Consider the following 18,001-nt stretch of genomic DNA (forward strand, 5'->3'; position numbering starts at 1 on the left):
CCCCACCCGGCCACCCAACGGAAGGTTATTCTATGGGTGGCCGGGTGGGGGAGCGGGCCGGTGCCGCGAAAATCAAATGGCGCGATAGGAGAGGAAGATGTTCGCTGTCAGACGGCCCCGACGCGGATCCGCAGAGAGGGTCGCATCTGCCGGGATACGACCGGAATGCAGCACGCGGCTGCGATAGACGAGCAGGCGGTTATACGCCGCGTCGAACGCAGCGGTCTGCTCGAAATGGGGCGTGTCGCCGGCGATATAGCCCTGCCCTGCCCCTTCGGTGGCGCGGATCGCTTCGTAGGTCGGCAGGCGTTCGGCGGTGAGCCCCTCATAGCCCGTCGCGCGGTGCCTGTAGAGCGCGGTGCCGCCATGTTCGGGTGGGCAGAGATAATGGAGGAACGCGAATTGCAGCGGATAGATGGTGTCGATGTGCGGCACGCGCTGCGCAGGCGCGAGTTGCTCCGCGCTGAGCGTGACCAGCGAGAAATTGCACTCGGCATGGGCAAGCTGGACGCCGCCGAGACCAAATGCTTCGCGCACCAGCGGATCGAGGCCACGGGCGACCGCCTCGACATAATCGAGCGGTGCGGGACCACGGATGCCGGGATAGGTGCCGGGTGGCGCGGGATCGAACCGCGTCTGCGTCGCGGCATAATCGGCCAGCGCCTGCGGATCGATCAGCAGGCCATCGACCTGCAGCACCGGTTCTGCCTCATTGCCTGCAAGAGTGAGCGACGCGCGCGAGCGGGGATTGAGGGCAAAGCTCATCGCGCTAGGGTATCGGCATGACACCTGTCCGCGAGATTTCCGGAATCGATGCCACCACGTTCCACGAGGTCGTGGCCGGCTATGCGCCGGTCGTGCTGCGCGGCGCCGCGCGGGACTGGCCGATAGTCGCCGCCTCCGCGACGGCGCAATCGGCCTGCGACTATCTGCTCGGCTTCGACGAGGGCGCAGCAGCCGAGGCATTCGTCGGGCCGGCAGAGATAAACGGCCGCTTCTTCTACGCCGCCGACATGAAGGGCTTCAACTTCGAGCGGCGCAAGGGTTCGTTCGCCGATCTGCTCCGCTACCTGCTTAGCCTTCAGGGCAGCGAAAGGCCGCCTGCTGTCTATGCCGGCGCGCTCGAGACCAGCCAGTGCCTGCCCGGCTTCGCCGAAGCCAATCCGATGCCGCTGGTCGACGGCCTCGGCGCCACGCCGCGCATCTGGGTCGGCAATGCCAGCACGGTCAGCACGCATTTCGACGCGTCGGACAATGTCGCGGTGGTCGCGGCCGGGCGTCGGCGCTTCACTCTGTTCCCGCCCGATCAGGTGCATAACCTCTATGTCGGGCCGCTCGATCACAACATGGCGGGGCAGCCCGCGAGCATGGTCGCGCTGAACGATCCAGATTTCGAGCGCTACCCGCGCTTCCGCGAAGCGCTGGCGGCGGCGCAGGTGGCCGAACTCGAACCGGGCGATGCGATCTTCATCCCGGCGCTCTGGTGGCATCAGGTGGATGCGCTGTCCGGTTTCAACGTGCTGGTGAATTACTGGTGGGCGGATTCGCCGGACATGGCCGCGCGGTTCGATGCGGTGGTGCACGGCGTGCTGGCGATCAGCCACCTGCCCGAGCCCCGGCGCGAAGCGTGGCGGGCGATGTTCGACACCTTCGTGTTCCGCAAGCATGGGCATCCGGCCGAACACCTCGCCGAACAGGACCGCCGCGTACTGGGCGAGCCGACCCCGGGATGGCGGCACTATCTGAAGCAATATCTGATGCGGGGACTGGGGCGGCCCTGAACCGGTTTGCGCCGGCACTGTTACTTCCCGTTCCCCGGCGCGTATCTGTTGTCGATCGCCTTGTACCAGTCGAGATCATGCGCCGGCGCAGCGACACCCGCGGGCAGCGGGCGTTTCGAGACCGACTGGAAATAGGCGATCGAGGCGTCGCGCCACCACTTCGCTTCGTCATGCTGGATCGCGAGGAAATCGCGGACTTCCTCCCAGCGGCGGTGGTCCACCCTGTCCTTCAAACCTTCCCATCGCGCCTGCATCGCAGCAACCGAAGCGACGCCGCGATCATAATGGGTAAGCAGTTCCTCCCATAATGTCCGGCCCGACTTCATCTTGTGGTCCCACGACACATGATGAAACCAGAGCAGCAGATTTTCCGGCGTGGTGTCCGGAGCACCCCAGCGCTTGGCCAGAGGCGCGGCATATTGCGCCAGCGCGTCGCTGCCTGTCTTCGTCCGGTCGAAGCCGATCCCGCTCGCATCGGCCTTGTGATAATAGACCGGGTTCCATTCGGGCCGCGCCAGATCGGACACCCAGGGTCCGGGGCCATAATGATGCCCGGTCGCCATCAGGTGTGCGAGACCGAGCGGGGTCATGTAATCGACCACAGCTTCGCGCGAGCCGCGCATCATGCCCAGGATCGCCTCCACCGTCTGCGCGTCGCCGCCCCAGGTCATCCGCGCCCAATCCTGCGCGATGGCATCGGCCTTGCTGTCCGGATCCCACGCGAAGCGGCCGAAGGCGTACCAGTTGGCCTGATCGAACTGCGATCCGGTCCAGTTGATGTCGCTGCCGATATTGGCGACCCCGGCCATGCCGGTGACCGCGCCGGGGCGAACCGGCGTATCGATCACATCGGCGACGGTCGTCCCCGCCTTGGGGCGGAACGTGTCGCTTTGCAGCACTTCCTCCCACATCGGCCCCAGCCAGGCGAGGTGCGTCGCGAAGCCGAGATATTCCTTGGTAAGCTGCACCTCCATCATCAGCGGCGTGCGCGGCATCGCGCCGAACAGCGGATGGAAGGGCTCGCGCGGCTGGAAGTCGACGGCGCCGTTCTTGACCTGCACGATCACATTGTCGCGGAACTTGCCGTCGAGCGGCTGGAACTCGGTATAGGCCTGCTTCGCGCGATCCTCGGGATTTTCGGCGGCGTAGACGAAGGCGCGCCACATCACGATCCCGCCATGCGGGGCGAGCGCATCGGCGAGCATGTTGGCGCCCTCCGCATGGCTGCGCTTGTAGTCCGCCGGGCCGGGCTGGCCCTCGGAATTGGCCTTCACCAGAAAGCCGCCGAAATCGGGGATGACGCGATAGATCTCGTCCGCCTTGGCCTTCCACCAGGCCTGCACCGCAGGATCGAGCGGGTCGGCGGTCTTGAGGCCGCCGATCTCGATAGGCGCGGAGAAGCGGGCGGTCAGATAGACGCGGATGCCCCAAGGGCGGAAGACGCCGGCCAGCGCCTTCACCTTCTCCAGCCAGACGGGCTTGAGAATCTCGGCATTGGCGTTGACGTTGGTCAGCACCACGCCGTTGATGCCGATCGAGGCATTGGCGCGGGCATAATCGGTGTAGCGCGGATCGAGATGGCCGGGCAGCTTCTGCCAGTCCCATAGCGACTGCCCGGCATAGCCGCGCTCGACATAGCGATCGAGATTGTCCCAGTGATTGAGGATGCGCACCTGCAGCTTCGGCGCATCGGCAATGTCGAGCGCATCGACCGGCTGGCGGATCTGGATTTGCCGAAGCAGGCGGAACACGCCGTAGAGGAGGCCGACTTCCTGATTGGCCGCGATCACGGTGACACGATGGCCGTCGATGGTGAGGCTGCGGATCACGAAGCCTTCGCGCCCCAGCCCGGCCAGCGGCAGATTGAGCGCGGCGATGACGGGATTGTCAGCGGTACCGACCAGCAGCGTGTTGGCGCCGATCCGGTCGGAAGGCGGCGGGACGAGACCCGTCATGCCGTACAACCCGTCGAGCAACGCGACGCGCGCGGTCTCGCCGACCTCGCTCCGCACGTAGAAGGTCAGATAGCGGAAAGCGGTCGCGTAGCGCTCGCGATATTCGGGTTCGACCGGGCGATATCGCAGCCACAGGTCGTAGCCGGTCTCGGCCCGCGCCTGCGGTACCGCGCCGATCACCGTCAGCACCAGTGCGATCCATCCCAGCAGCAGCCGCATCGTCATCCCTCTCCCGCAGCGATTCATCGCCGTTGACAAAGGCGATAGCATGACGATGTTGGTAGCGCTATCATCAGACAAATGTTTTGCGGGAGAGGATCGATGCGGGGGTGCGCGGGAAACCGGCTGGAGTGGACCGTGCATGGCTGAGATCGTCTCCGCACGCGTCATCGTCACCTGTCCCGGGCGCAATTTCGTCACGCTGCTGATCGAGACGAAGGACGGGGTGACCGGCATCGGCGACGCGACCCTCAACGGTCGCGAGCTGGCAGTCGCGAGCTACCTGACCGATCACGTGATCCCCTGCCTGATCGGGCGCGACGCGCACCGGATCGAGGATATCTGGCAGTATCTGTACAAGGGCGCCTATTGGCGCCGCGGACCTGTGACGATGAGCGCGATCGGCGCGGTCGACATGGCGCTGTGGGATATCAAGGGCAAGGTGGCGGGCCTGCCGGTCTACCAATTGCTCGGCGGCGCCAGCCGCGAGGGCTGCATGGTCTATGGCCATGCCAATGGTCGCGATATCGAGGAAACCATCGACAATGCCCGGCACTATGCCGAGCAGGGATACAAGGCGATCCGGCTGCAATCCGGCGTGCCCGGCCTCGCCGCGACCTATGGCGTGTCGAAGGACCGCTATTTCTACGAACCCGCCGACGGTTCGCTGCCGACCGAAAGCCTGTGGTCGACCGAGAAATATCTGCGTTCGGTCCCGCCCCTCTTCGAAGCGGCGCGCGAGGCACTGGGCTGGGACGTGCATCTGCTTCACGACGTGCACCATCGCTGCACGCCGATCGAAGCGGCGAGGCTGGGCAAGGATCTGGAGCAATACCGTCCCTTCTGGCTGGAGGATGCGACCCCGGCCGAGAACCAGTCCGCATTCCGGCTGATCCGCCAGCACACCACCTGCCCGCTGGCAGTGGGCGAAATCTTCAACACGATCTGGGACGCCAAGCAGCTGATCGAGGAACAGCTGATCGACTATATCCGCGCGACCGTGGTCCATGCCGGGGGCCTGACCCATTTGCGGCGGATCGCCGCGCTGGCCGACGTGCACCAGATCCGCACCGGCTGCCACGGCGCGACCGACCTGTCGCCGGTGACGATGGCCGCGGCGCTGCATTTCGGCCTGTCGGTGCCGAATTTCGGCATCCAGGAATATATGCGCCACACGCCCGAGACCGACGCGGTGTTCCCCCATGCCTACAGCTATGCCGACGGGATGATGCATCCCGGCGACAAGCCCGGGCTGGGCGTGGAGATCGATGAGAAGCTGGCCGCGAAATACGAATATAGCCGGGCCTATCTGCCCGTCGCGCGGCTCGAAGACGGAACCATGTTCAGCTGGTGAAGCCGGCGAAGGGGAGAGAATGATGACGGGACTGACGCGCCGCGAGATGCTGGCGGCCGGGGCGGCCGCCGCCGCGCTGGGGATGAGCGGAAGCGCAACGGCCCAGCACGAGTTCGCCGGGCTCAACGATATCGCGATGCGAAAGGGTCTGCGCTTCGGGTCAGCGGTCGCCTGGGGCCAGCCGAATGCCGACCGGGCGAGCTTCGCCAACCCCGCCTATGCCGCGCTGCTGGAGCGCGATTGCGGGCTGTTGGTGCCCGAGAACGAGCTGAAATGGCAGTGGACCCGGCATACGCAGGGCTACAACTTCGCCCAGTTCGACGCGATCGCCGATTACGCTGCGAGCAAGGCCTATAAGCTGCGCGGGCACACGCTGTTCTGGGCACCGCAGAAATGGTTTCCCGAATGGCTGGTGAGCCATGATTTCGGAGCGCAACCGGCCAAGGCCGCGGAAGCACTGCTGGCCGATCATGTCCGCACCGTGTGCAAGCGCTACGGCACGAAAATCTATTCCTACGACGTGGTCAATGAGGCCGTGGAGCCATCCACCGGTGCGCTCCGCGACACCGTCGTCACTCGCGCGTTCGGCAGCGGCGAGGCGATGCTGGACATGATGTTCCACACCGCCAAGGCCGAGGCCCCGCATGCCGAGCTGGTCTATAACGACTATATGAGCTGGGAACGCGGGACCGAGGACGAGACCCATATCACGGGCGTGCTCAAGCTGCTCGAAGGCTTCCGCAAGCGCGGCACGCCGGTCGATACGCTGGGCATCCAGTCGCACATCCGGCTGCTCAAGGACTTGCCGGTGGCGGCGATCGTCAAGGAGTCCGAGGGTCCCTGGCGCAAGTTCCTGGATGAGGTTACGGCCATGGGCTACAAGCTGGCGATCACCGAGTTCGACGTGAACGACAAGAAGGCGCCGACCGATATCGCCGCGCGCGATGCGATGGTGGCAGATTACGCCAAGGCCTATCTCGACGTGATGTTCTCCTACAAACAGCTCAAGGACGTGCTCGCATGGGGCATGGTCGACAAATATAGCTGGCTGACCGGCTTCGATCCGCGCGCGGACAAGACGATGATCCGCGGCTGCCCCTATGACGCGGAGTTCAAGGCCAAGCCGCTGCGCGAAGCGATGGCCTCGGCATTCCTGGGTGCCCCAGCGCGATAGTTCCGGAATGGCTGCGTAACGATCTTGGCGGCGGCGCGCGCTTGCGATAGCGCTGCTGCCTGGGTCGCATTTCCGGCCGGGACGGATCGCCACAGAGCCGCCGCCCGGTCCAGCAACGGGGGACGGGAATGCGCAAGGTTCTGATGTCGATGCTGCTCGGCCTGCTGGTGGCCGGATGCGCCGGCCATGGCACGCTGAACATCGATTGCCCGCCCTTCGACAAGTACAAGCATGACGTGCCCTATTCGGCGCTGGAGCGCGAAATCCACGGCATGGGCGGCCCCAAGCCCACAGCCACGCCGCGGCCGCGCGACAACGACATGGTCACGCGCATGGAACGCGCCACCCGTCCCGAAGCGGTGATCGCCGCGCAGACGCCCCGGCCGAACCGGCCCCAACGCCCCCTGCCCGCGGTGCTGATGCTCTCAGGCGGCGGACAATGGGGCGCGTTCGGCGCCGGTTTCCTCGATCAGATGCGGCTGAACGGCACGATGCCCGACGCAACCTTCGTCAGCGGGATCAGCACCGGCGCGCTGCAGGCTTTGTTCGTCTCGATCGGCACGCCCGAGGCCTATCGGGCACTGCTGGCCGCCTATGCGCCCGCCAAGGAAAGCGACGTGGTGGATCGCGGCGGATTCCTGCGCGTGGTGCTCACCGGATCGATGGCCGGGCTGAAGCCGCTGCGGATGCGGATCGAGAGCGCCTTGTGCCCCGATGCGATCATCGACGATCCCACCAAGCCCTGCGCTCTGGACGCGCTGCGCGCGATGATGGGTCCGAACGGAGAGCAGAGCAAATATGTGCTGATCGGCTTTGTCGAGGCAGCCAGCGGACGCTTCCAATATGTCGACGTGGTCGAACTGGCGCAGCTGCCGCGGCGCGAGGCGCGGACCTGCATCACCGGCGCGGCGATGGCCTCGGCGGCGATGCCGGTCAATTTCCAGCCGGTGCAGATCAACGGCGTGACCTATTATGACGGCGGCACCCGCGCTTCGGTGTTCGAAGCCAATGTCGCGGCTTCGGCCACGGCGGTGAGCGAGGAAGCCGGCCCCGGCGAGACGCCCGCCCCCACCCCCGGCCGTACCCCGTTGTTCCCGATCTATGTCGTCCGCAACGGACCGACCACGGTCGAGCCGGATCCCGAGATCAACAGCCAGGGTGGCGCGATCGACGCGGCGCAGCGGGCCGAGGCGATCCTGGTCAACCAGCTCGAGGTCAGCTCGATCGCGGTCATCCGGATCGAGCATCCGGTCGGGCCGCTCAGGATGGTGAGCGCGGACGGCTACAAGGACGTGCCCTGCGTGAAGCCCGGCGGCGGGGTGATGTTCTCGCCCGAGTTCATGCGCTGCCTCACAAAGCTCGGGCGGACCAAGGCCAATTCGCCCGCACCATGGATCGAACTGTCGAATCTGTCGCTTCGTCCACGACGGTGAGGTGACGTTCACGGATGAGGTGCTAAGGGGTCTGGGATGAGCGTCCCGCCCGACATGTTGCTGAGCGAAGTAGCCGAGCGGCGGGACCTGGATCATGCCCTGTTGATGCGGCTGGCCGACCGGATTTCGGCGATGCATGCCGCGGCGCCGGAAGCAGCCGGAAGCAGCGCAGCGATCCGCGCGACGCTGCCGGAACAGCGCGCGGAACTGGCACGGCACGCTGCGCATCTGGCCGAGCGCGCCGCCGCCGGACGCGTCCGCCGCGGCCATGGTGCGCTGCGGCTCGATCACATCGCGCTGACCGAAACCGGGCCGGAGCCGTTCGGATCGCAGGATGTGGCGATCGATATCCTGTTCGATCTCGCCAATCTGCTCGAGGATATGTGGTGCCGCGGCCTGCGCGCGCCGGCGAACATGATCGCCAATCGCTATGTCGATGTGATGCCGCAGGGCGCGCGCGGCTGGGCGCTGCTGCCGCTGTTCCTTTCGATCCACGCGAACGATGTGGACCTGCTCGCCGACGCACCGCCGCGGCTGATCGCGATCGGCGGGCTTTCGGGCACGGGCAAGAGCACGCTGGCGCGCGCCCTGGGCTGCTGGATGAACCGTGCGCCGGGTGCGCGGGTGCTGCGCAGCGATGTGTTCCGGAAACGGATCATGGGCCTGCCGCCCGAAGCCCGGCTGCCGCCATCGCATTACACCGCGCAGAGCGACGCCGAGACCTGGGAAGCGCTGTTCGAATCCGCCTACGATCACCTGTCGTGCGGCACCAGTGTGATCATCGACGCGGTGTTTATGCGCCGCAGCGAGCGCGACGTGGCCGAGATGCTGGCGGATCGCGCGCGGGTATCCTTTACCGGCCTATGGCTCGAAGCGCCCGAGCGCGACCGGATCGCCCGCGTCAATGCGCGATCGGGCGATGCGTCCGATGCCGGTGCCGAAGTCGTGCGCGAGCAATCGCGCCGGTCGGCGGGCGAACTGTACGGCTGGCACCGGATGCGCGTGAACCGGCCGCCGGAAACGGTGATCGCCGCGGCACGCGCGGTGATCGACCGGCAACGGCGCTAGTCCGGATTCAGGCGGGTTCGGTTTCGCGTTCGGCGTCGGCCGAGCCGAACATATCCTGCAGGGCCTCGAGGATCCGGACGACTTCATCGCTGGATAGCGAATAGAAGATCGTCTGGCCCGAACGGCGTGCGGAGACCATGCCCTGTCGACGGAGAAGGGCAAGCTGCTGCGAGACCGCGGTATCGCGAGAATTGGTCAGCCGGGCGAGTTCCCCGACAGACTTCTCGCCTTCCCACAGCTGGCAAAGCAACAACAGGCGGCTACGGCCTGACAACGCCTTCAAGAAAACCGAGGCGCGGTCGGCAACTTCAATCAACTCGTACTTCACGGGGGTTCAACTAGGGTGTGTGGCGCCCGCATGCAACAGCTATCTTACGGAAAAGGCACGGAAATATTGCGCGATTGTGAAGGCAATACTTCTCTCAGCTATCGCCGCTAAGCCTATAGTTTCGCTCGAATACAACGCGCTAGATGGTTAATTCGGGCGCGAAATTCGTTACGCAGCCAGTGTTTCCAGCGCCTCGCTCGCTTCCATCCAGACCAGTTCCGCAGCCTCGATCTTGGCGCCCAGTTCGCCGCGCCGCTTCATCAGATCGCTCATCGACAATTTGGCCAGCGAAGGCTCGGCGGTCGACGGATCGGCCATCGCCTGATCCACCGCCCTGCGTTGTTCGTTCAGCTTCGCCAAGTCGGCTTCGGCCTGCTTGGCCGCCTTGCGCAGCTCGGTGCCGGCCTCGCGCGCTTCGGCGGCGAGGCGGCGGGCTTCCTTCTTGTCGGCCTTGGAGAGCTTCGGCCCGGCGCCATCCTTGCTCAGCACGAAAGCGATATAATCGTCGAGGCTGCCGTCGAAGTCGCTGGCGGTACCGCTGTCGACCAGTACCAGCCGGTCGGCAGTCATCTCCAGCATGTGGCGGTCGTGGCTGACGATCACCACCGCGCCCGAATAGTCGTTCAGCGCCTGGATCAGCGCTTCGCGCGCGTCGACGTCGAGATGGTTGGTCGGCTCGTCGAGGATCAGCAGATGCGGAGCGTCGCGGGTGATCAGCGCCAGCGCCAGCCGCGCCTTCTCGCCACCCGAAAGCTTGCCGACCTGTGTCGTCGCCTTCTGCGCCTGGAAACCGAAGCGGCCGAGCTGCGCGCGGACGGCCGACTGGCTGGCGCCCTTCATCAGCGCGGTCATGTGCTGGAGCGGCGTCTCGTCGCGATCGAGTTCCTCGACCTGATATTGCGTGAAATAGCCGACCCGCATCTTGCCGCTGGCAGTCATCGCGCCATCCATCGGCGCCAGCTGCGCCGCGAGCAGCCGCGCCAGCGTGGTCTTGCCGTTGCCGTTGCGGCCGAGCAACGCCATCCGGTCGTCGGGATCGAGCCGCAGGTTCAGCTTCTTGAGGATCGGCGTGTCGGTATAGCCGACGCTGGCATAATCGAGCGTGATCAGCGGCGGGCGCAACTCGTCGGGATTGGGGAAGTCGAAGGTCAGCGACGGATCGTCGTGCAATTCGGCGATCGGCTGCATCTTGGCCAGCGCCTTGACGCGCGACTGGGCCTGCTTGGCGGTGGAGGCGCGTGCCGAATTCTTGGCGATATAGGCCTGAAGATGCTCGCGCTGGGCCTGCTGCTTCTCCCGCGCCGAGGCGATCTGTGCCTGGCGCTCGGCACGCTGGCGCTCGAACGCGTCATAGCCGCCGGGATAGAGCGTCAGCTTGCCGCCGCCGAGATGCAGCGTGTAATCGACGACATTGTTGAGAAAGTCGCGCTCGTGGCTGACCAGCAGGATCGTCGCGGGATAGGATTTGAGGAAATCCTCGAGCCACAATACCGCCTCCAGATCGAGATGGTTCGAAGGCTCGTCGAGCAGCAGCACGTCCGGCTGCGAGAACAACAGGCCCGCCAGCGCGACGCGCATTTTCCAGCCGCCCGAGAAGCTGTCGAGCGGCTGGTGCTGCATTTCCTCGTCGAAACCCAGCCCGACCAGGATCTGCGCCGCACGCGACGGCGCGGTATAGGCATCGATCGCCATCAACCGCTCATAGAGTGCGCCAAGCCGGTCGGGATCTTCGCTCGTCTCGCTTTCGGCCATCAGCGTGGCGCGCTCGACATCGGCAGCGAGCACAGTCTCGAATGGCGTCGAAATGCCGTGCGGCGCTTCCTGCTCCAGATAGCCGAGCCGTGCCCCCTTGGGCATATCGATCGATCCGGTATCGGGTTCGATATGGCCGGAGATCACCTTCACCAGCGTGGTCTTGCCGGCGCCGTTGCGGCCGATCAGCCCGATGCGGCCGCGCGGGGGCAGCTTTGCGGTGGCGCCGTCCAGGATCGTGCGTCCGCCGAGGCGCACCGTGATGTCGTTCAGGTTGAGCATGATGCCGGGCGCTTAGGCGCTGGCGGCGATTCCCGCAATCACTCGCTGGCGGCCTTTGCGCTTAACCGCGGGCGGCCTTGCGGAACAGCAGTGCCGAGCCGAGCCACAGCGCGACGAACACTGCGGTCACGACCGGGAAATTGCCGATGCCGCCAACGAGCGCGACGATCCAGACCAGAAGCTGCGCAACTGCGGTCCCCACCAGCGCCCAGGCCATGCCCTGCGGACGGAAGCGCGCGGCGAATGCGCCGAGAATCGCGACTGCCAGCACGCCGGCGAACATCAAATTGGCAGGATTATCCTCGCTGCCGATGACGCCCACGGCCAGATTGACCCAGACGAGCAGGAATGCGGCCGCTGCGGCGATGCCGACCGCAGCGCGATAGGCGGTGCTGGCGCTCGCCCGCGTCGCGAGATCGAAGACACCGCAGGCAATGGCCAGCATCGTGCCGAAGACGAGGAAATCGGCCAGATCCCAGTTCACTTCGCTGGTGAACTGCATGGCGATGGCCGGCACCGCGAGCGCGAGCGCACCCATGCCCCAGACCAGACCGCGCCAGCGATTGCCGCCATGCACGCGATGCTCCGCAAAACCCGTCATTCGCCGTACCTCCTTGATGTGCCGGAGATAATCCCGCGCGCCACAGGATGACAGCATGGCTTCGGAGGAATTGCGGTGCAGATTATGCGCAGGCCGCCGGTCACCCGGCGGCTTCGACCCGTACCAGCACCGTACCTTCGGTCACCTGCGCACCCGCCTCGGCATTGAGTTCGGCAACCACGCCATCGAACGGGGCGGTGAGACCATGCTCCATCTTCATCGCTTCGAGGGTGAGCAGGCGCTGCCCCTTGGTGACGGTGTCGCCGGCGGAGACGTCGACCGACGTGACACGGCCGGGCATCGGGGCGAGGAGCGCGCCGTCGCCGGTGGCCGCCGTGCTGGCTCCCACAGCCGAGCGCACATAATCGAAATAATGCGCCACTCCGAAACGTGCATCCCGAACCCAGACACCGCCATTGTCGTCATAATCATAGATATCCGGCTCACGCAGACCGCCGACGTCGAGATCGATGTCCGTGGCGTTGCCATCGATCGCAAGCCGTACTGAGTGCTTGGGCTCCCGGTTCAGACGGAAACCGAACATCGGATTCCAGACCGTTGATCCGTGCGCGAGATAAGCGCGAGCGCCCGTGGCGGAAAGGAAAGGTCGCTGACTCAAGGGCTGTTCGCCCGCATCGAGCAGGAGGATCGCACCAGCAGACCGGAGCGCCAGGTCAGGTTCGAAACGCATTGTCAGCATCTCGCCTCGCCGTTCGATCAGGCCAGTATCGAGGACGGAGAGGGGATCGACGCTGGTGACGGTGAGTTCGGTCTCAAGGCTACCCGTAGTGACGCTTGGACTGCGCATCCACTGCAGCGTGCGGCTGAGGAATTCCGCATTGGTGCGAACCGGGCGTATGCGGATCGAAGCGCAGGCTTCCGCCAAATCCCAGAGTGCCTGCTCGCGCGTATCGCGGTGGACAATGATCTTGGCGATCATCGGATCGTAGAATGGGCTGACCTGCGAACCCTCGACAACGCCGGTTTCGATGCGCATGCCGAAGGGGATATGGAAAGTTTCAAGCTTTCCGATGCTGGGAAGGAATCCGTTCGCGGGATCCTCCGCATAGAGCCGCGCTTCGACCGCCCAGCCGTTGATGCTGAGTTCCTCCTGCTTGAGCGGGATCGCTTCTCCGCTCGCCACCCGCAGCTGCCACTCCACCAGATCGACGCCGGTGATCTCCTCGGTCACCGGATGCTCGACCTGAAGCCGCGTATTCATTTCCATGAACCAGATACGGTCGGCGCGCAGGCCTTCGCTGGCGTCGGCGATGAACTCGATGGTGCCGGCACCGACATAATCGACCGCCTTGGCGGCGCGGACGGCGGCGGCGCAGATGGCTTCGCGGGTCGCTTCGTCCATGCCCGGCGCGGGCGCTTCCTCGATCACCTTCTGGTGGCGGCGCTGCAGCGAGCAGTCGCGCTCGAACAAATGGACGACATTGCCGTGGCTGTCGCCGAACACCTGCACTTCGATATGGCGCGGCGAGAGGATATATTTCTCGATCAGCACGCGGTCGTCGCCGAACGACGAGGCCGCCTCGCGCTTGCAGCTGGCCAGCGCATCCGGGAAATCGGCCGCGGCTTCGACCCGGCGCATGCCCTTGCCGCCGCCGCCCGCAACCGCCTTGATCAGCACCGGATAGCCGATCGCGTCGGCTTCGGACTGGAGGCGATCGGGCGACTGGTCCTCGCCCAGATAGCCGGGAGTGACCGGCACGCCCGCCGCGATCATCCGTTCCTTGGCGGCGTCCTTCAGGCCCATCGCGGTGATGCTTTCGGGATTGGGACCGACCCAGATCAGGCCCGCATCCTTCACCGCCTGCGCAAACCCGGCGTTCTCCGACAGGAAGCCATAGCCGGGATGGATCGCCTCCGCGCCCGTCGCCTTTGCCGCGGCGATGATCTTCTCGCCGACCAGATAGCTCTCCCGCACCGGAGAAGGCCCGATATGCACCGCTTCGTCGGCCTGACGGACGTGCAGCGCCTTCGCGTCGGCATCCGAATAGACCGCGACGGTGCGGATACCCATCGCCCGCGCGGTGCGGATGATGCGGCAGGCGATCTCGCCGCGATTGGCGATGAGGAGGGACTGGATCATGGATGTCGTTCCGGAAAGCCGTGACGGGTGTGGAGTGCGGCGAGCAGCGCCTCGATCTCGTTGACGAAGCCGCCTTCATGGAAGGCCAGCGCGGGGAGGTTCTGGTTGGCCTCCCCAAGCGCCTCGACCACCGCAGCGCGCGGGCGCGGCCAGGCGACGCGGATCACGTCGATATTCGCCGCGCGTTCTGGGAACAGACCCAGCAGACCCTCGACCATCACACTGAACCGGCAATAGAAACGCCGCTGGCCGCCGAAATCGGGATCGGCCCATTCCGTATCGAGGACGAAGAGGCGGTCGCGCTGGCTCACTGCGCCGCGCAACCGATGGTGCGCGACGAGAAGGTCAGGTTCATCACCTTCCACGTGCCATTCTCGCGGATCAGGTCGAAATGGTCATAGCCGCAATTGTTCAGCTTGCCGCCGACCCAGACGGTGAACGGTGCCCAGACCATCGCAATGTCCCCATCGATCTCGATCGCAGGACCCGTGATGCGCTCCTTGAAGCCGTCGCCCGGCTTGAGGCTTCCGGCGAACTGGCTCCAGTTCAGGAGGCGGGGTGCCTTGCCGTCCTCGGCCATCGTGACCCGGCCATCGGGATAGACCTGGCGCAGCACCGCGGCACCATCGCCCGCCTCGAACGCCACGAACAGCGCGTTGATCGGCGCGAGGACGGCAGCGGCATCCGGATCCTCATAGGGCAGCGGATTGGCGGGCGGCAGCTTCGGCGCCTGCGCGGTCTGGGCAAGCGCGCCGGCGGGCAAGAACAGGGCAGCGGCGAGAAGCAGATGACGCACAGGCAAGCCTTTCGTGGGAGCGGAGCGGATCACTGGCCGCAATCCTGGGGACGGGTGGACCAGCTATAGTTGAGGACCAGCCATTTACCGTCGAGCCGGACGAGCTGGAACGCCGAATGGCCGCGATGGCGGATCACGCCATTAACGGTGAAGGTGTAGCGGCCCCAAACGGTAGCCAGCGTACCATCGATGCGCACCTCGGGTTCGAAGAACACCTCCTTGCCATCCAGCATGTCGGCATAGCTTTCGAGATATTCGGCCAGGGGCGTGGTGTAGATGCGCTCATATTTGCCGTCGGGCCCGCACCCTGCCCCGGTCGCGCTACCGCCCGGGGTGATGAAACTCAGCATCGCTTCGGTGTTGCGATCCGCCATAGCCGCCATCAGGCCGTTGACGGGGATGAGCACAGCCTCCTCGTTGCTCTGCGCCATCGCGCCTAGCGGGAACAGGAAAGCGGCGAGAATGAGCATCAGGCGCATGGCTGGTCCTTGCCGGGCGGTCATTCGGCGGTCTTGCCGATGATGGTGGCGAAATCGGTGACGGCGCGATCGGGATGGCGCCCGGTCTTGGTCGCATAGAAGGCAACGATCTTCGCCATATCTGCGGCATAGTCGCCGCTGGGCATGATCTCGGGGCCGAGACCGCCAGTCTTGCTGGGATAATCGACATAGCCGAGCACCAGCGGCACGCCCGCGCCCATCGCGATATGATAGAAACCGGTGCGCCACTGTCCCGCGGCGCTGCGCGTTCCCTCGGGCGCGATGATAAGCATGAATTCGCGGCGCGCGGCGAATTCGGCGATCATCGCATCGACATAGTTTCGCGAAGCCGAGCGATCGACCGCGACCCCGCCCATATCGCGCATGAAGCGGCCCATCGGCCAGCGGAACAGGCTGCTCTTGCCCATGAAATGCGCCTTGATCCCAAGCGCATTGGTGAGGCCGAGGACGTTGACGAAATCCCAGTTCGACGTGTGCGGCGCGGCGACGATGATGCAGCGTCGGTCCGCGGGCGGCGCGCCTTCGGCCTTCCAGCCGCGCAGCTGGTAATACCAGACGAGCAGCTGGCGCACGATGCGCGAAGCCAGCGCCGGCGGCGGATCGGTCTTCATGCGTCCGCTCCCTTGTTCCGGTTCGTCGGTCATTCGGAAAGCCGAAGATATTTGAGGTAGATGAACACGATCAGGGCAATCACCGAGACGGCCGGCAGCGCCCACCGCACGACGAAGCGCTGAAGGTCGTTCTGGCCCGCCGCCTTGCCGATATGCTTCGTCAGTTGCTCGCGGACATAGGCGAAGCTGGCATCCCCCTGCGGCGCGGCCGGCTCGATCCGGTCGAGGTCCGCCATCACCGAGGACACCAGCAGCGCAGGCGGGGTATTCTCCTTGAACAGCCGATAGACAAAGGCGCGGCGCTCGGCATCGAAGCTGGCCTGAACCCCATTGCGTTCCGTCAGGCGCTCGGTGCTGAGATAACCGCCGAACTCGCGCTCCAGCGTCTCCGCAAGCTCGAGCAGGGTGCGATAGTCGCGCCTGTTCACCGGCTGCATCGCCTACATCCGGAACACGCCGAACGACGGGCGTTCGGGGATCGGAGCGTTGAGCGTCGCGGCAAAGGCCAGCCCCAGCACGTCGCGGGTCTGGGCGGGGTCGATGATGCCATCGTCCCACAGTCGCGCCGTGGCGTGCCACGGATTGCCTTCGTCCTCGTAACGCTGGCGGATCGGCGCCTTGAATGCCTCGGCTTCCTCCGGCGTCCATTTCTCAGCATCGCGATGCACCGTTGCCAGCACCGATGCAGCCTGCTCGCCACCCATCACCGAGATGCGGCTATTGGGCCAGCTGAACAGGAAACGTGGGCTATAGGCGCGGCCGCACATGCCGTAATTGCCTGCGCCGAAGCTACCGCCGATCAGCACGGTGATCTTGGGCACGCTGGCGGTGGCGACGGCGGTGACGAGCTTCGCGCCATGCTTGGCGATGCCCTCGGCCTCATATTTGCCGCCGACCATGAAGCCCGAAATGTTCTGGAGGAACAGCAAGGGCACGCGGCGCTGACAGGCGAGTTCGATGAAGTGGGCGCCCTTCACTGCGCTTTCGCTGAACAGCACGCCGTTATTGGCGATGATGCCGACCGGCATGCCCCAGATATGCGCGAAGCCGCAGACCAGCGAGGTGCCATAGAGCGCCTTGAACTCGTGAAACTCGCTGCCATCGACCAGCCGCGCGATGATCTCGTGCACGTCGTACGGCGCGCGGACGTCCTGGGGCAGGATGCCGTAAAGATCCTCGGCATCGAACTTGGGCGCGCGCGGCTCGGCCATGTTGACGTCCGGCGTCGCGTCGGGCTGAAGCGTCGAGACGATATCGCGGACGATGGTCAGTGCATGTTCGTCATTCTCGGCGACATGATCGACCACGCCGGACTTACGACCGTGCAGGTCGCCACCGCCCAGATCCTCGGCGCTGATGACTTCGCCGGTGGCGGCCTTCACCAGCGGCGGGCCGGCGAGGAAGATCGTGCCCTGGTTGCGGACGATCACCGTCTCGTCCGACATGGCGGGAACATAGGCGCCGCCCGCGGTGCAACTGCCCATGACGCAGGCGATCTGGGGAATGCCCTTGGCCGACATGTTCGCCTGATTGAAGAAGATGCGGCCGAAATGATCGCGGTCCGGGAACACATCGGCCTGATGCGGCAGGTTCGCGCCGCCGCTGTCGACCAGATAGATGCAGGGCAGCCGGTTGGCATCGGCAATCTCCTGCGCGCGGAGATGCTTCTTGACGGTCATCGGGTAATAGGTGCCGCCCTTCACCGTGGCATCGTTGCACAGGATCATGACGGTGCGGCCCGAGACGCGACCGATGCCCGCGATCACGCCCGCGCCGGGGACTTCGCCGTCGTACAGGTCGTTGGCGGCAAGCTGGCCGATCTCCAAGAAGGGCGAACCGGGATCGAGCAGCCGCTCGACGCGATCGCGCGGCAACAGCTTGCCCCGCGACGTATGCCGCTCGCGCGAAGCCTCGGAGCCGCCCAGCGCCGCCTGCGCCACATCGGCGCGCAGCTTGCCTGCCAGCGCACGGTTATGCGCGGCGTTGGCGCGGAAGGCTTCGCTCTCGGGGGAGAGGGCGGTGGTGAGGACGGGGCCGGTCACAGGC

At 65.6% G+C, this 18,001-nt stretch carries 17 protein-coding genes; 5 read left to right on the forward strand and 12 right to left on the reverse strand.

Annotation, left to right across the window (positions count from 1 at the left end):
* Window positions 1-72 precede the first annotated feature (72 nt).
* Complete coding sequence (locus tag P1X14_RS16240; RefSeq protein WP_277316445.1) at window positions 73-765, reverse strand: DUF6445 family protein; 693 nt, start codon at window positions 763-765, stop codon at window positions 73-75.
* Window positions 766-782: 17 nt separating this feature from the next.
* On the opposite strand from P1X14_RS16240, the gene P1X14_RS16245 reads away from it, so the two are divergent.
* Entirely contained in the window at window positions 783-1,781 is a 999-nt protein-coding gene (locus P1X14_RS16245) for a cupin-like domain-containing protein (RefSeq protein WP_277316446.1), read from the forward strand.
* A 20-nt stretch (window positions 1,782-1,801) separates the two neighbouring features.
* Here P1X14_RS16245 and P1X14_RS16250 read toward each other — a convergent pair whose 3' ends face one another.
* Window positions 1,802-3,955: an alpha-glucuronidase family glycosyl hydrolase gene (locus P1X14_RS16250; RefSeq protein ID WP_277316472.1), complete on the reverse strand. Its 2,154-nt coding sequence runs from the start codon at window positions 3,953-3,955 to the stop codon at window positions 1,802-1,804.
* Window positions 3,956-4,097: 142 nt separating this feature from the next.
* Here P1X14_RS16250 and manD point away from each other — a divergent pair, with 142 nt between their 5' ends.
* The 4 genes from manD (at window position 4,098) to P1X14_RS16270 (ending at window position 8,984) form a co-directional block, all read left to right on the forward strand.
* A complete protein-coding gene (manD, locus tag P1X14_RS16255; RefSeq protein WP_277316447.1) occupies window positions 4,098-5,309 on the forward strand; it encodes a D-mannonate dehydratase ManD in 1,212 nt (403 codons plus the stop codon).
* 22 nt (window positions 5,310-5,331) lie between these two features.
* On the forward strand, window positions 5,332-6,483 hold the full coding sequence (locus P1X14_RS16260) for an endo-1,4-beta-xylanase (RefSeq protein ID WP_277316448.1): 1,152 nt from the start codon (window positions 5,332-5,334) through the stop codon (window positions 6,481-6,483).
* 128 nt (window positions 6,484-6,611) lie between these two features.
* Window positions 6,612-7,916: a patatin-like phospholipase family protein gene (locus tag P1X14_RS16265; protein WP_277316449.1), complete on the forward strand. Its 1,305-nt coding sequence runs from the start codon at window positions 6,612-6,614 to the stop codon at window positions 7,914-7,916.
* Between the two features lie 36 nt (window positions 7,917-7,952).
* A complete protein-coding gene (locus tag P1X14_RS16270) occupies window positions 7,953-8,984 on the forward strand; it encodes a bifunctional aminoglycoside phosphotransferase/ATP-binding protein (RefSeq protein WP_277316450.1) in 1,032 nt (343 codons plus the stop codon).
* Between the two features lie 7 nt (window positions 8,985-8,991).
* Here the strand turns inward: P1X14_RS16270 and P1X14_RS16275 are convergent, their stop codons facing one another.
* The 10 genes from P1X14_RS16275 to P1X14_RS16320 all read right to left on the reverse strand — a co-directional run bounded on the left by P1X14_RS16275 (window position 8,992) and on the right by P1X14_RS16320 (window position 17,997).
* Window positions 8,992-9,312 (reverse strand): metalloregulator ArsR/SmtB family transcription factor, encoded by a 321-nt coding sequence (locus tag P1X14_RS16275; protein WP_277316451.1) that lies wholly within the window; start codon window positions 9,310-9,312, stop codon window positions 8,992-8,994.
* Window positions 9,313-9,480: 168 nt separating this feature from the next.
* Entirely contained in the window at window positions 9,481-11,346 is a 1,866-nt protein-coding gene (locus P1X14_RS16280) for an ABC-F family ATP-binding cassette domain-containing protein (RefSeq protein ID WP_277316452.1), read from the reverse strand.
* A gap of 61 nt (window positions 11,347-11,407) precedes the next feature.
* Window positions 11,408-11,947 carry a hypothetical protein gene (locus tag P1X14_RS16285; RefSeq protein WP_277316454.1) on the reverse strand — a complete coding sequence of 180 codons (540 nt, stop codon included), beginning with the start codon at window positions 11,945-11,947 and terminating at the stop codon, window positions 11,408-11,410.
* Window positions 11,948-12,047: 100 nt separating this feature from the next.
* The gene (locus P1X14_RS16290) at window positions 12,048-14,048 is read right to left on the reverse strand and encodes an acetyl/propionyl/methylcrotonyl-CoA carboxylase subunit alpha (protein WP_277316455.1); all 2,001 of its coding nucleotides are present in this window, start codon (window positions 14,046-14,048) and stop codon (window positions 12,048-12,050) included.
* Complete coding sequence (locus tag P1X14_RS16295; protein ID WP_277316456.1) at window positions 14,045-14,359, reverse strand: DUF3088 family protein; 315 nt, start codon at window positions 14,357-14,359, stop codon at window positions 14,045-14,047. The genes P1X14_RS16290 and P1X14_RS16295 overlap by 4 nt, the downstream gene beginning before the upstream one ends.
* Window positions 14,356-14,844 carry a nuclear transport factor 2 family protein gene (locus P1X14_RS16300; RefSeq protein WP_277316473.1) on the reverse strand — a complete coding sequence of 163 codons (489 nt, stop codon included), beginning with the start codon at window positions 14,842-14,844 and terminating at the stop codon, window positions 14,356-14,358. The genes P1X14_RS16295 and P1X14_RS16300 overlap by 4 nt, the downstream gene beginning before the upstream one ends.
* Before the next feature lie 29 nt (window positions 14,845-14,873).
* The gene (locus P1X14_RS16305) at window positions 14,874-15,323 is read right to left on the reverse strand and encodes a nuclear transport factor 2 family protein (protein WP_277316457.1); all 450 of its coding nucleotides are present in this window, start codon (window positions 15,321-15,323) and stop codon (window positions 14,874-14,876) included.
* Window positions 15,324-15,343: 20 nt separating this feature from the next.
* Complete coding sequence (locus P1X14_RS16310) at window positions 15,344-15,955, reverse strand: lysophospholipid acyltransferase family protein (RefSeq protein WP_277316458.1); 612 nt, start codon at window positions 15,953-15,955, stop codon at window positions 15,344-15,346.
* Between the two features lie 29 nt (window positions 15,956-15,984).
* Entirely contained in the window at window positions 15,985-16,392 is a 408-nt protein-coding gene (locus P1X14_RS16315; protein ID WP_277316459.1) for a hypothetical protein, read from the reverse strand.
* A gap of 3 nt (window positions 16,393-16,395) precedes the next feature.
* Window positions 16,396-17,997 carry a carboxyl transferase domain-containing protein gene (locus P1X14_RS16320; RefSeq protein WP_277316460.1) on the reverse strand — a complete coding sequence of 534 codons (1,602 nt, stop codon included), beginning with the start codon at window positions 17,995-17,997 and terminating at the stop codon, window positions 16,396-16,398.
* Window positions 17,998-18,001 lie beyond the last annotated feature (4 nt).

The sequence above is a fragment of the Sphingomonas sp. AOB5 genome (assembly GCF_029433115.1).
In the GTDB taxonomy this organism is placed as follows: Bacteria; Pseudomonadota; Alphaproteobacteria; order Sphingomonadales; family Sphingomonadaceae; genus Sphingomonas.

Bases quoted from the DNA above. Each gene is read 5' to 3' on its own strand.
- P1X14_RS16315 (WP_277316459.1), bottom strand. From the start codon at position 16,392: ATGCAGCCGGTGAACAGGCGCGACTATCGCACCCTGCTCGAGCTTGCG.
- P1X14_RS16290 (WP_277316455.1), bottom strand. From the start codon at position 14,048: ATGATCCAGTCCCTCCTCATCGCCAATCGCGGCGAGATCGCCTGCCGC.
- P1X14_RS16265 (WP_277316449.1), top strand. From the start codon at position 6,612: ATGCGCAAGGTTCTGATGTCGATGCTGCTCGGCCTGCTGGTGGCCGGA.
- P1X14_RS16280 (WP_277316452.1), bottom strand. From the start codon at position 11,346: ATGCTCAACCTGAACGACATCACGGTGCGCCTCGGCGGACGCACGATC.
- P1X14_RS16240 (WP_277316445.1), bottom strand. From the start codon at position 765: ATGAGCTTTGCCCTCAATCCCCGCTCGCGCGCGTCGCTCACTCTTGCA.
- P1X14_RS16270 (WP_277316450.1), top strand. From the start codon at position 7,953: ATGAGCGTCCCGCCCGACATGTTGCTGAGCGAAGTAGCCGAGCGGCGG.
- P1X14_RS16245 (WP_277316446.1), top strand. From the start codon at position 783: ATGACACCTGTCCGCGAGATTTCCGGAATCGATGCCACCACGTTCCAC.
- P1X14_RS16250 (WP_277316472.1), bottom strand. From the start codon at position 3,955: ATGCGGCTGCTGCTGGGATGGATCGCACTGGTGCTGACGGTGATCGGC.
- manD (WP_277316447.1), top strand. From the start codon at position 4,098: ATGGCTGAGATCGTCTCCGCACGCGTCATCGTCACCTGTCCCGGGCGC.
- P1X14_RS16285 (WP_277316454.1), bottom strand. From the start codon at position 11,947: ATGACGGGTTTTGCGGAGCATCGCGTGCATGGCGGCAATCGCTGGCGC.
- P1X14_RS16305 (WP_277316457.1), bottom strand. From the start codon at position 15,323: ATGCGCCTGATGCTCATTCTCGCCGCTTTCCTGTTCCCGCTAGGCGCG.
- P1X14_RS16260 (WP_277316448.1), top strand. From the start codon at position 5,332: ATGACGGGACTGACGCGCCGCGAGATGCTGGCGGCCGGGGCGGCCGCC.
- P1X14_RS16310 (WP_277316458.1), bottom strand. From the start codon at position 15,955: ATGAAGACCGATCCGCCGCCGGCGCTGGCTTCGCGCATCGTGCGCCAG.